This window comes from Salinivibrio sp. ML323 (assembly GCF_001995745.1).
Taxonomy (GTDB): domain Bacteria; phylum Pseudomonadota; class Gammaproteobacteria; order Enterobacterales; family Vibrionaceae; genus Salinivibrio; species Salinivibrio kushneri.
On the sequence record NZ_MUES01000018.1, the window covers coordinates 39,487 to 53,802 of the forward strand.

4 protein-coding genes and 3 pseudogenes are annotated in these 14,316 nt (G+C 50.3%); 3 read left to right on the top strand and 4 right to left on the bottom strand.

Annotation, left to right across the window (positions count from 1 at the left end; translation table 11 throughout):
* Positions 1 to 2: 2 nt before the first annotated feature.
* From BZG13_RS10920 to malT, 4 genes and pseudogenes are all read right to left on the bottom strand, one after another.
* Positions 3 to 932 (bottom strand): DUF368 domain-containing protein, encoded by a 930-nt coding sequence (locus tag BZG13_RS10920; RefSeq protein ID WP_077486643.1) that lies wholly within the window; start codon positions 930 to 932, stop codon positions 3 to 5.
* A 169-nt stretch (positions 933 to 1,101) separates the two neighbouring features.
* Positions 1,102 to 2,781, bottom strand: a pseudogene (locus BZG13_RS15590) (PAS domain S-box protein); the annotation flags it as partial.
* 329 nt (positions 2,782 to 3,110) lie between these two features.
* A pseudogene (locus BZG13_RS10930) lies at positions 3,111 to 4,288 on the bottom strand (alpha-1,6-glucosidase domain-containing protein); the annotation flags it as partial.
* Positions 4,289 to 4,498: 210 nt separating this feature from the next.
* Entirely contained in the window at positions 4,499 to 7,207 is a 2,709-nt protein-coding gene (gene malT / locus BZG13_RS10935; protein WP_077486645.1) for an HTH-type transcriptional regulator MalT, read from the bottom strand.
* Between the two features lie 506 nt (positions 7,208 to 7,713).
* Here malT and BZG13_RS10940 point away from each other — a divergent pair.
* From BZG13_RS10940 to glgB, 3 genes and pseudogenes are all read left to right on the top strand, one after another.
* The gene (locus tag BZG13_RS10940; RefSeq protein WP_077486646.1) at positions 7,714 to 10,164 is read left to right on the top strand and encodes a glycogen/starch/alpha-glucan phosphorylase; all 2,451 of its coding nucleotides are present in this window, start codon (positions 7,714 to 7,716) and stop codon (positions 10,162 to 10,164) included.
* Between the two features lie 116 nt (positions 10,165 to 10,280).
* On the top strand, positions 10,281 to 12,467 hold the full coding sequence (gene malQ, locus BZG13_RS10945) for a 4-alpha-glucanotransferase (protein WP_077486647.1): 2,187 nt from the start codon (positions 10,281 to 10,283) through the stop codon (positions 12,465 to 12,467).
* Positions 12,468 to 12,650: 183 nt separating this feature from the next.
* Positions 12,651 to 14,316: pseudogene (gene glgB / locus BZG13_RS10950) on the top strand (1,4-alpha-glucan branching protein GlgB); the annotation flags it as partial.

Genomic DNA, 14,316 nt, shown 5'->3' on the forward strand with positions numbered 1-14,316 from the left:
ATTTAGTCCTGCTTAGGCGAGAAACGCTCCAGCAATAATACCAGCACAAAGCCACCTATCATGGCAATGATGGCCAAGCTAACTTGTGCCGGGTGTCCCACGATTGCCTCGTACGCGCCCGGTAGAAGGTTATCTTGCATCAGAGGCACTTGCTCACCGGATGAGTTGGTACGCCATGTAAGCGTGTGTTTCCACGGCCAGATTTTACCTAGCGTGCCCAACATCAGGCCGGTCAGAAACGCGAGCGTTAGCGCGTAGTAGCGGCGCAGCAGCCATGACAACAGGTGCGAAAAGGTCAATAAGCCAGTCACCGCGCCCACCGCAAATAATCCCAGTAAGCCAAACTGCGTTTGATGAACCGCATCTAGGATCGGACTGTACATTCCCAGCAACAGCAGAATAAAACTGCCAGAGATCCCAGGCAAAATCATAGCGCAAATCGCGATGGCGCCGGCGAGAAAGACGGTGAGCGGCGAGGCGGTGAGCTGCAACGGGTTCGCAATAGTAATCCAATAGGCAAACCCGATCCCTAGCAGTGCGGCGAGAACGGTTTTAGGCCTTATTCTGGGGGCGGGCAATTGTTTGGCAATATGCAACGCTGAAGCGATGATCAAGCCAAAGAAAAACGACCACAGTGGGATCGGGTGATGGGTGAGCATCCAGCTTATCCCTTTGGCCAAACTGGCAATACTGGTCAGAATGCCGGCTAAGAGCACACAAAGAAAGGTGCCGTTGATATGGTGCCAGACGGCCTTGAACCCTTCCTTGCGCCAGAGTGTAAAAAGGCGCGGCGTGATACGCCGAATACTCTCAAGTAACTGGGTGTAGATACCAGTAATAAATGCGATGGTGCCGCCAGAGACACCAGGAACCACATCTGCAGCCCCCATCGCCATGCCTTTAAGGTAAGTTGAGACCAGGTTCTTGATCATAATGCTATTCATCGATAAAAAGCTAAGGGCTGCATTATACCGAGATGAATCGTCAGTGATAGGCCTGCTTATACTAGGACGACTAGTCGTCTTCGCCATTTAAATTTTGAAGAGCATCAGCTAGTGCCCTCACGCGTTCATTCGTTTGATCGACAAGGCGACGAATTTCGGCTGCAGACTCTCCAGAGCGTTGTGCCAATTGTCGTACTTCATCGGCGACCACGGCAAAACCTCGGCCCGACTCACCGGCCCGAGCTGCTTCAATAGCTGCGTTGAGCGCAAGTAAGTTTGTCTGTTCGGCGATGCCGTTTATTACACCAATAATTTGTTGTATTTCGCTGCTAGATGCTTCGACTTTTGTCATTTCCTTCTCCGTTACATCAACAGCTTGGGCTCTATTGGTCACATCAATACCGTAGGAGACGAGGTACACAGGGTTCCCTTCGGAGTCAAAAATGGGGGCGACGACAGTATCGAAACGGCGTTCGCTTCCGTCTGCAGCTGTAAACGGCAGTACTTCTTTTATTTGTTTACCCGAGAGCACATCGCTAAATGTCGGTTCTCCGAGCTTATTCTTGAGGTTGTTGCTTAGAATTTCTGAGTTCGACGATGTTTCTGCGCGTAAGTGGTCAAGCATGTACGAATTAAACGAATCAGGTGTACCGTCAAGACTCCACTGCATAATGCCGTTGCTGACACTGATCGCATCAAATCGACGTTCTGCCTCAAGTGATCGTTGTTTCGCTTCGGTGATATCAGCTTGAATAGAAATAAAGCTAGATAACTGTCCGTTATCATCAAAAATTGGATTGATAGAGACAGATATCCAATAGGCATCACCGTGTTTGTTATAATTAAGGAGCTCGTCGTAAAAGGGTTCGCGATTTTTTAGTTTTTGTGAGATTTTCGCGACAGTTTCGGTGTTAGTTCCTGGCCCTTGAAGCATGGTACCTGGTTTTTTGCCGCGCATTTCCGACATTGTATAACCTGTAAGTTTTTCAAACCCTTGGTTAACATAACGGGTATAGCCGTCAGCATCGGTAATGATGACTGAGTTATCTGTCTCATTTGCTACCATCGACAGCATTTTGAATTCTTCCCGACGCTCAACTTCCTCTGTGACGTCTTTGACAAACGCGGTGTACTGAATCTCGTCATCAAGTTCTATTTTAGATATTGAGAAACTTCCCCAACGGTTTTCACCATTTTTACGTACGAAAGGGACTTCGCGGGTGGAGCCCACAATTTTGTTGATACCGGTTCTTCGGTTTCGATTGACTAATTCATCATGCTCATGACGGTGTTGTTCAGGCACCAACATTTTTACGTTATGGCCTAGCATTTCGTCCCGAGAGTATCCCCACATTTGCTCAGCAGATTTATTAGCAAAGGTGATGCAGTTACGGCCATCGATAGTCACGACTGCATCTAGAGCTTGCTCGAGGGTTTGATGAACAATCTCTTGAGCTTGTTTTTGTGAAGAGATATCGTGAACAAATGCGGTGTAAGTAGATTTTCCAGCATGTTTAATATGGTTTAACGAGATGTTCACCCATACACGAGTTCTATCTTTTCTTTCTAACTGTACATCGCGAGATGTTCCGACGATGCGATTTTCTTGGGTCGTACGGTGATGATTAATGAACCCGTCATGACTGCCCCGAATTTCTTCTGGAACCAGCATTTTGACGTTGTGACCTAATACTTCATTGCGTTGATAACCCCACAGCGATTCAGCAGCATCGTTGAAATAGATAACATCATTTTTTTCGTCGATGGTCACGATAGCGTGTATCGACTGATCCAGTGTTTTTTTATAACGTCCATCAACGACCAAATCTTTTAACATTCACTTATTCCTTATTGACCGCTCACACTCCTCGGTGACTATTGATGAGTGTGATGTCAGTTCCAATTAGAGAGAAATACCGTATCACATCCTGTACTCGGGTGTTGAGTGAACCGATCAGCGTTTATGCCAATAGCAACACAAAAAACGAGGAAATACTGTCAAAGCGTATTCAAGCGTTGATATCACTATAAATAACGCGAGCGCGGGCCAGAAAACTCGTGTATTTAACGGCTTTTTAAAGGAAGGCTAGGTTGATGATGATGGCGTTAAGCCTGTATGTCCGGGCGGCAAGTGGAGTGGGGGAGCCGGACTCCCCCAAATGATGGTTAAGGCTGTTGAGGTTTCTCGAACACGGCGACGGACCAAGCGGGTACAGTGAGTTTGCCGTTGGTCACTTGAGCGGGCTGTTGGTTATACGCTATCGAGCCGTTGCCCGCATTGGCTTGCAAGCTGTGAAGCTGATAGCCGGTGGCGTCGATGTTGGCAAAGTCATTGACCGCCGCGCCTGAGGCATTGATCGCGACGATAATCCCGTCACGCGTTGCATCCATCGTGCTGTCGAGCAGACTGCCACTGTTATCAATTTTCATCACAATTAGCCCTGAAATTTGTGAGGCGCCTGTATTGTGAAAGCTGACACGTTGGTTGATCACGCTGCCTTGGCCCAGATTGAACAGCCCTGACGACGTACGCAGCGCCACCAGCTCATTAAAGTAGCTGTCCATGTTGCTGATTGCCTGTGGCGTTGGTTTGGCCTCGTTGTTGTGGTTGGCAATCACGGTTTCAATCATCGGCCAGGTGTAGCCGTCTTTATCTTCACGCGGCAGCCCTTGATCCCACTGCGTGGTTTGTTGGGTAAAGTCGACGCGGTTATACCAATCGCCCGAATCATATGAGTCACGCTGCATGGATTTTGAACGAAGCATCTCGCTGCCCATGTGAATAAAAGGCACCCCTTGTCCCAACAGTGCAGTGGAGAGTGACACGGCCTGGGCACGGACGCGTGTCGCGAGCGGCATGGCGTAAGGGAATTTGTATTGATTGTTATCCCACAAGGTTTGGTTGTCGTGCTTGGAGACATAGTTTTGGATCTCCCAAGCATCTTGTGCGTAGCCAGCCGGTTGACCGTTGTAATCGACCTCGTCGCCTCGGACCGTATCTCCATTGGCAATTTGTAACTGAAAATCTTTTAAATTACCCGCCATACCCAAACGGACTAAATCGGCGTTATGCAGGGCACTGGCTCTTTCCCCGTTGCTTTGCTGTTGCAGATCATTGGGCGCGACCCATTGACCATTACCAAAGCCTTGGTTTTTACGCAGGTACTCGCCGCCATCGAATGGACCGCCGCCACGAACCGCATCACGAAGTCGGTCAGAAAACGAACCAATACCTGTGCCGGCCAGGTTTGCTTGGGTGGCTTGGACAAACTGGCGATCGTTGGCGACTTCTTCCAACCTTCACCATGATAGTCGCGATGGCAACCGATGCGCCGAGCGGTTGCAAAAAGTGAGTGCGCTTCATTGATTATTCCTCATGTGTCAATACTGAGGCGCAGCATACTGAAGGGCGACACCTACCATGCGTGATCGGGTTAAAACTCAGCGTGTTATGGCAGAAAAGATGATGAAATTCAGTAAAGTATCACGAAAAGTAGGGGGAGAGCGAAAGACCACTACGCCCCCGAAAAGTCTGGGGGCGTAGGCATAGATGACTAGTTACCCATAAGCTGAAGGAGGTTTTCGGCGGTGACGACCGCTTCTTTACGGTTAGCAATATTGAGCTTTTGGTAAAGGTTACGGATATGGGTTTTGATGGTGGTACCGGCGACATCCAGTTCATGAGCAATTTGCTCGTTACTAAACCCGGAATAAATCAAGCCGAGCACTTGCCATTCGCGTTGCGTCAGGGAGCTGGTTCGCACCAGCTCTGGCACGTTAGGGTGCTTGACCAGTTTTTCGACAAAGGCTTCATCAAAGTGGGTGGAGCGTGAGCGCTGATGGCTGGCGATTTCTTTTAATAGCTGCTGTGCCCGGTGGCGCTCTAATGCGCCGAGCGCATGTTGTTCAATCAACGCGTGCAGCAATGATGAGAGCGCATCACCTTCGATTAAAAAGTTACCCATCATCCCGGTTTGATTGGTTAGGATCAGGGCATCTTGCAAGAGACTTTTGGCGTATTCCGTCTCTTGCACTTTACTGGCGAGCACGGCCTCGACGATGAGATTGCGGTTTTTATCCGTCACTAAGTTGGCCCGGTTCGCTTCGCGGCGCAGAAAATCGACCGCTTGACGTGCTTGATCATACTGACCCAAATGCAGGTGCGCGCGGGCAATGTTTCGCCACTGAAGCTGGCTAAAGTGGTTGCAGGCGGTCGCGGGGCGAACGGCTTGATGTAACCACTCATCCATATTGGTCAGTTCGTTTTTGGCGTGCCAATAGAGCAATAGCGAGAGTGACGCGTTAGCGGTCCAATCAACATGATAAACAGACTCTCGTAGAAGGTGCTCTATGTGCTCAATGCTTTTGGCCGCTTTATCTAACTCACCGCGACTAACAGCCACGCGCGCGAGCATAGAGTAGCTATGCAAATGCTTGCTCGGCGGTTGGTTTTCCAAAACCTGTAGCCCCTTATACGCACAGGCTTCAGCTTCATCCAGTCGGTTCCAACACCAGAGTATTTGGGCGCGAAGCCGTAGAGCAAATTCATGTAAAGGAACTTGGTGCAATTGCTGATCTTCAATGAGCTGATCGGCGCTGTCGAGCAACTCAAACGCGGCTTGCACATAGCCTTGTGCCAGGAGAATTTCACTTTGCTGTAAAATGGCCCACAGCGCTTGGTGATATACCTGATGCTGGCGCGCTAACTTTTCCGTTTGTTGCATCATGGATAAAGCGCGATCCAGTTCGCCGAGCACATGATTCACCTCGCCAACCACGGAAGTCGCGACAATACGTCCTCGGTAATTGGCGCTATCGAGTTGCTCGAGTGCTTTTTCTGCCAGCTGCATCGCTTGCTCAGGCTCATTCGCATTAATGGCTACTTGGGCAAGCAGGGCATTGGCATTGCCTTGGTAATCAATATCCAGTGGAATGTCGCGGGCTTGATACGCCTTTTCGGCACTGGCCAATAACTCGCCAACTTCGTGATACCTGTGTTGGCTTTGTGCTAACCAAGCACGCAGTAAGCTCAAATTGGGGTATTGGTATAAAAGCTCATCACTGAGCTTGATAATCGCGGATGCGAGTGTGGATAGTTCGCCACGATTGAACATACGCCAGCCGTGTTGATTGAGAATATCGGCCAGCAACGCATCGTCTTTGGCATAGCGTGCGTGGCGCAAGGCTTGATGAGGGGACTGCAGCTTTAGCCAAGCCAGTGCCGCGTGTCGATGCAAGGTTTGTTGCTGGTGGGGGATCCTGGCTTGGCGCTCGTGGGCCAAAAACTCCGCGAATAAATGGTGAAACCGGAACCAGTTGTTATCCCCCTCAAGCGGATAGATAAACAAGCCATAGCGATTGAGTGACTCAAGCATACCCAGCGCATCTTCTCGCTCGGTCAAGGCGAAAACCAGTTCATCATTGAACATTTCTAACACTGAGACCTTCATCAGAAACTGACGTGTCTCCGTGTCAAGCAAGTCGAAGACTTCTTCCGCTAGATAGTCCCAAAGATGGGCATGGTTAAATTCTGCACACGAGGCGGCGCTTTGAATTAGCGTGCGTTTTTGGTGCTGCGCTTGAATGGCGATCAGTTGCAGCGCGGATGGCCAACCTTCGACGTAGGTACATAAGGCATTCGCGGTCGATTCATCGACGCCATCGTCGATACGTTGGTTGAAAAACCGGGTTGTCTCTTCGTTATCGAACGCGAGAAGCTCGTTGCCTATCTCGATCATCAGGTCTCGCACGCGTAAGTTCGCGGTGCCCAGTGGTGGGTTAGCGCGTGACGTCACCACTAACGTGAGGTTCTCTGGCATGTGCTTGATGAAAAAGCGCATCGCTTCATGGATTTCTTCGTTATCAACCAGTTGATAGTCGTCCAGCACCAAATAGCTGGTGGCGTGAAACCCGGCCAGTTCGGCAAAAACATCAGACAAGAGCGCACGAAGTGATGAGAATTGGCGTTTTTCCGCCAGTTTTATCGTATTGGCGCAGCCTTCTTGGGTGGCTTGGTGCAACGCTTGTAATAAATAGTTTATGAAGCGAAAGCTGTCGTTATCACTGTCATCAATGCTAAACCAACCGACATTGGGTTGATCGGCGAGCCACTGGGCAGCCATGGTGGTTTTGCCATAACCGGCCGGAGAGCGAAACAGCACCAGCTTATAGTGGGGGGCTTGTTGTAAAATATCGAGCACTCGCGGGCGCAATATCGCGTTATAAAGCCGTCCAGGCCGAGTCAGCTTTGATGGGATCCACATAAGACACTGTCCTTCACTACAAATGCGGTGCGTCATCTTTGGTGCGCACCTCTGTCCTGATTGCAGTGTATGTAACTTCAAAGACACAAACTATGATCTATCCCTGATCTCTTAACGGGTGCCCTAATTTAGTGCAACTACGCCTTATAATTGTGATAAATGTCACTCAATTGCCTTTTTCTTGGCTTTTTTTATCGTCGGTGTACACATTCATGTTGGTTTGTCAGGGTTTAATTTGCGCTAGCGCACAAAAATCACCAAAAGCTAGACGGTTTTTTTCATCGCCGGCTTAGACAGGCTTTTGTCTCATAGCGTGATGAAGATCACCAGTCAGTGGGCTGTGCTTCATTTTGATGAGAGCCCGCTCACTGTTGATGTGTGACCTGGCTCTCTACGCCCTGTGGTCTCCTCCTTTGATGAGAACGACGTGGGAGGATGTTTGCCGTGCTCGGGTTGGGCAGGATGACTAACCATCAAGGTTTCATTCCATTATCGAGAGCAACGACATGACACCAAAACAGCAACATGCGTTTGATAAAAGTGCGTTTAAAATCAGTATGGTTCAACACTTAACCCAGCTAGGTCACGCACCAGATACTGCTCAACTGCGTGATTGGTACCTCGCGCTTGGCCGCGCATTAGCCGAACACACGACGAGTGACTTGGTGGCCACTGAACACGATCAAGCTATTAAACAAGCGAAAAGTGTTAACTATTTATCCCTCGAGTTTTTGATTGGTCGTTTAACCGGGAACAACCTGATTAGCATGGGCTTGTACGATGCTATCGCCGATGCCGTGAGTGAGCTTGGGCTTGGGTTAACGGATTTACTCGAACAAGAGCGTGATCCGTCTCTGGGTAATGGCGGCTTGGGACGTCTGGCGGCCTGTTTTATGGACTCTTTGGCGGCACAGCAGTATCCGGCAGTGGGTTACGGATTACATTATGAATATGGGCTTTTCCGTCAGTCTTTTCATGAAGGGGCGCAGCAAGAGGCTCCTGATGCATGGCGCGAACCGGAAGGCTACCCATGGGAACTGGTACGTCCTGAATTATCCCAAATTATCGGCTTTTATGGTCATGTTGAGGTCGTTGAAGAAGCAGGGCATACCTATCGCCAATGGGTGCCAAGCTTGAAAATCCAGGCAATGCCTTGGGACTTACCCATTGTCGGTTACCAAAGTAACACCGTTTATCCATTGCGTTTGTGGGAAGGTCGAGCACTGACACCGTTCGCGCTTGATGCTTTTAATGCGGGCGAGTATACCCATGCGCAGCAAGCAGATATTGATGCGGGTAACCTGTCTAAAGTCCTTTACCCCAACGATAACCATGATTCGGGCAAGACGCTGCGCTTGATGCAGCAGTACTTCCACAGTGCCGCCTCGGTCGCAGATATCCTCCGTCGTCACCTAGAGGCAGGTCATGCTCTAGCGGCGTTGCCAGAGTATGAAACCATTCAATTAAACGACACCCACCCCACCATCGCGATTCCTGAGCTGATGCGCGTATTGCTGGATGATTATCGTCTGGGCTGGGATGAGGCGTGGTCAATCGCCAGTCGTACTTTTGCTTACACCAACCACACCTTACTGCCCGAAGCGCTGGAAACCTGGAGTGAGGCATTGATTGCGCGCTTGCTGCCGCGTCATATGGAGATCATTTTTGAGATTAACCATCGCTTCATGCAAGAGGTAGAAGCGAAGTGGCCCGGCGATGTGGCGAAAAAGCAGGTGTTGTCAGTGATTGACGACAAAGGTGAGCGCATGGTGCGTATGGCGAATCTATGTGTGGTTGGCTCTTATGCGGTAAATGGCGTTGCGGCGTTGCACTCTCAGTTAGTTAAGCGTGATTTATTCCCAGAATTTGATGCGCTATATCCGGGCCGCATTCAAAATGTGACCAATGGCATCACACCGCGTCGCTGGTTGAAGTTCTGTAACCCTGACTTGTCCAACTTGATCAGTGAAAAAATCGGTGAGCAGTGGCCAGCGCAATTAGAGCAACTCGAGCGGATTGCTCAATACGCCGATGATACTGCGTTTCAAAAGACATTCATGGATGTCAAAAAGCGCAACAAGCAGCGTTTGGCAGGATGGGTCAAAGAGCATCTCGATATTACCCTCAATACCGATGCGATTTTTGATGTACAAATTAAGCGTCTGCATGAATATAAGCGTCAGCACTTGAATCTATTGCATGTGATTTCGCTCTATCAGCGCTTGCTTAACGAGCCAGACTTTGACATGGCGCCACGAGTGGTCTTTTTTGCCGCGAAAGCCGCGCCTGGCTATGAATTAGCAAAATCGATCATCTATGCGATTAATAAGGTCGCTGAAACCATTAATAATGACCCACGAGTCGGTGACAAGCTCAAGGTCGTCTTCATTCCTGATTATCGTGTCAGCATGGCAGAAATCATTATTCCGGCTGCCGATGTGTCTGAGCAGATTTCTATGGCCGGTAAAGAGGCGTCTGGCACGGGTAACATGAAAATGGCACTCAACGGCGCGCTTACCATCGGCACCATGGATGGCSCTAACGTGGAAATCCGTGAAGAGGTGGGTGACGATAATATCTATATCTTCGGCTTAGATGTTGATGGTGTCACCGAATTACGCCAAAAAGGCTATCAGCCTGAAGCGGTCTATCACAGCCAGCCCCTATTGAAGGCCGCTTTGGATAGTTTGCTGGATGAGACGTTCACGCCAGGTCAGCCAGGGGCCCTGCGTCCTGTGTTTGACAGCGTGATGGGTAGCGGCGACCCGTACCTGTGTTTGGCTGACTTTGCCGATTACGTGCGCGCACACAATGACATTGACCGTGATTACCGTGACGCGTCGCAATGGGCACGTAAAGCGATTCTGAACACCGCGCTGGTCGGTAAGTTTAGCTCAGACCGCTCAATTCGCGATTACGTTAATAACATTTGGCAGTTAGAAGCGATTAAGCGCTAATTGCAATATAACGGGTTAACAACCTTATCGGTGGCAAGGAATGAGCCTTGCCACCTAACAATAATGACAACAATATTGCCCAATAAAAGAAGGGGGCAGACCCCTCGGAGAAAGCGATGAAAGAATCTGCATTGAAGACAGTCGCACAAATGGCCAACCTCGCTGATCGCTATATCAGTGCATGGGGCTCAGAAGCGGCTGTGCCGGACAGTACCTTACATGACTTACTAACGTCACTTGGCTATGACACACGAAACGACGAGGCGTTATTGGCGTCGGCGGAGAAAAAACACAAAGCGGATGTGCTCGCCCCCGTGCAGGTGGTGCAGGAGAATGAGCCGGTTGARATTGCGCTTCATTTAGGTACCAGTGCGCGAGAAAGTGACTTTAGTTGGCGTTTGGAAACCGAACAGGGCGAATGCTTTGAAGGTTACTTACAGTCACAAATCGTTCGCGATGAGCGCAGTAATGGTGGCCCATTGGTGTTTAGCCTGCCTTGCTCCCTACCGTGGGGCTATCACCGCCTTTCCGTGATACGTAAACGGCGCAAAGCCCCGTATCAAATGACACTCATCATGGCGCCCACCCAATGTTATAAGCAGCCAGAATTGGATCAACACAAGAAAATGTGGGGGCCGAGTATTCAGCTCTACACATTACGTACCCCTCATAACTGGGGTATCGGTGATTTTGGCGATCTCAAACAATTGGTTAGTGAGCTTGCCTCGCGCGGCGCTGACTTTGTTGGCCTTAACCCTATTCATGCGTTGTTCCCTGCCAATCCAGAAGCCGCGAGCCCGTATAGTCCGTCATCACGCCGCTGGCTTAATCTTTTGTATATTGATGTGAGCAACGTTCGAGAGTTTTGTTTGAGCGCCCGTGCCCAGCAACTCGTGGGCAGTGCCGAATTCCAGCGTCGCCTGCAAGCAGTACGCGACACGCATTGGGTTGATTATAGTGAAGTCGCCGCCTTAAAGATGGCCGTACTACCGCTTTTATTTCAAGAGTTTAAGCAACGCGAGCTACTGCAACAGACACGACGTGGCCGTGCGTTTTTAGACTTTATTGAAAAAGGCGGAGAAAGCTTAAAACAGCAAGCGACGTTTGATGCGTTGCACCAGTATTTACGGGCCGATGATCCTCACGCCTGGGGTTGGCCAGTGTTTCCTGAAAAATATCGTCGTTATGAAAACGCGGCGACGCAAGCATTTATCGAGCAGCATAGCGATGACATTCAACTGTACATGTATCTACAGTGGATTGCCGAAGGTCAAATGGAAGAGGTACAAGCCATTGCTGAAGAGCAGGGGATGTCGCTGGGCTTGTACCGTGATCTTGCTGTTGGGGTGTCAGAGGCGGGAAGCGAAACCTGGTCGGATAATTCACCGTTAGTGTTGGATGCTAGCATTGGTGCACCGCCGGATGTGTTGGGACCGCGGGGACAAAACTGGGGCTTGCCGCCATTTGATCCGCAAGCGCTGCAACACACCGGTTACCATGCCTACATCGAATTGCTACGTGCCAACATGCGTCATTGTGGGGCGTTGCGTATCGATCACGTACTGGGCTTGCTGCGCTTATGGTGGATCCCTAAAGGGAAAAATGCTACCGAGGGCGCTTACTTGTACTATCCCGTTAAAGACATGCTCGCGATTTTAGCGCTTGAGTCGCATCGTCATCAGTGCAGTGTGATTGGTGAGGACTTGGGGACGGTACCCGATGAAATTGGCGCGTTACTTGCGGATGCGGGCGTGCATTCCTACAAGGTATTCTTCTTTGAAACCTCAGAAGAGGACGGTGGCTTTATTTCTCCGGCGCATTACACCGAGCAAGCGATGGCGACGCTTGCCACCCATGATATGCCAACGATTCGTGGTTTTTGGCATTGCGACGATTTAAAGCTGGGGCAAGAGTTAGGCCTATACCCAGATGAAGCGCAACTCCAACAATTGTTTGATGATCGCTTAAAAGCCAAACAAGGCATATTAGACAGTGTAAGCTGGCACGGCATGCTACCGGATGGCGTGGGGGCTGATGCGCGCTATGTGCCGATGGATGGCCACTTGTGCCGCGCATTGCAATTGCATGTTGCCGCCGGCCAATCGGCGCTGTTAAGTGTCCAGTTGGAAGATTGGTTGGAAATGGAGAAACCGGTCAACATCCCAGGCACGGTGGATGAGTATCCTAACTGGCGACGTAAACTCTCGGTCAGTTTAGAGGCGCTTTTTAGTCGAGACGACCTCAACCAACTTGCCAGAGATTTATCTCGGGTGCGTATGCAAGCGAGCCGCCAAACGGTGTAACCACCATACCATGCTCTAACGCTCTATCCTCAGTGCCAGCCAACACGTACAGGATGGAGCGTTTTTTTGTATAAGGAGCCTCCAGTGCCAGATTCTTCCCATTCGATACAGCCCCAATCTATTCAGCCTGATCACTTTGCAATGGATATGGCTGCTTTATATAACCCGAGCGTTGCACATCAGTATATGGGCGCGCATCCGGTGACGTTACCCGTCGCGGGTAAAGCGGTTGAGGGGGTTCGGTTTGTGGTTTTTGCCCCGCATGCACAATCAGTCAGCGTGATAGGTGATTGGAACCATTGGCAAGCCGACGCCGCCTACATGACGCCGATTGAAGATGGCTTTTGGGTCGGGTTTATTGCTCACCTTAGCATGCAGCAGCGCTATAAATACGCCCTAACGGGGCCTGATGGACAGTGCTTACCGCACAAAGCCGACCCTTACGGGGCGTATGCCGAGCAATACCCGTCCTTTGCCTCTCTGACCTATGATCAACATGCTTATCAATGGCACGACCAGCACTGGCAAGCGCGTCCCGTCACCGAAAAACACACGCAAGCGTTATCGTTTTATGAGCTTCACCTCGGCTCCTGGCAGCGAGATGCATCGGGTCAGTGCCCAGGCTATCGTGAGCTTGCTGACCGTCTCGTTCCTTACTTGGTAGAAATGGGTTATACCCATGTGGAGCTAATGCCAGTCAGTGAGCATCCGTTTTATGGTTCCTGGGGTTATCAGCCGGTTGGCCTGTTTGCGCCGACCAGCCGCTATGGCTCGCCAGATGATTTTAAGTATTTTGTCGACCAGTGCCATCAAGCGGGTATTGGTGTGATCCTTGACTGGGTGCCGGGGCATTTCCCTACCGATGATCACGGTTTAGCCTTTTTCGATGGCACTCCGCTATATCATGACCCCGACCCACGACGTGGCTGGCACAACGACTGGCATTGTCATCTCTACGATATGAGTAAAGAGCATGTGCGCCGCTTTTTGGTGAATAACGCCTTGTATTGGCTTGACCAGTTTCACATCGATGGCCTGCGTGTCGATGCCGTCGCGTCGATGCTGTATCTCGATTACTCGCGCGAGCAGGATCAATGGGTCCCCAACGTGGATGGCGGCAACGAGAACTATGATGCCATCGCTACCTTAAAGTGGATGAACGAGTCTGTTTATCATTATTTCCCAAATGCGATGACCATTGCCGAGGAATCGACGACATTTCCGGGAGTATCGGCACCTACTTATGCCGGCGGACTTGGGTTTGGGTTCAAATGGAATATGGGCTGGATGCATGACAGCCTCAGTTATATCCGTGAAGAGTCGGTGTATCGATGCTATCACCACGACACGCTAACATTTCCATTGGTTTATGCGTTTGGCGAGAATTACGTATTGCCACTGTCGCATGATGAAGTGGTTTATGGAAAAGGTTCGTTGATCGGTAAAATGCCCGGTGACGAGTGGCAGCAAACCGCCAACTTACGTGCCTTTCTTGGGTATATGTATGGTCAGCCAGGTAAAAAGCTTAACTTTATGGGGGCGGAGATCGGTCAGACCGCAGAGTGGAACCATGACAGTCAGCTTGAATGGCATTGGCTACAATACGGTCGCCATCAAGGTATCCAAGCATGGGTGAAAGCGCTGAACCACCTGTATGTCTCAACGCCGGCACTGCATCGYCTCGACTGCGATCCGGCAGGGTTTGAGTGGCGATTAAAAGACGCTGCCGATCTCAGTGTCATGGCACACGAACGGCTTGGCGATGACGGCTCGCGGATGCTGGTGGTGAGTAATTTCACCCCGGTACCCCGGGACGGTTTTCAGCTGGGTGTGCCGATGAGTGGTGATT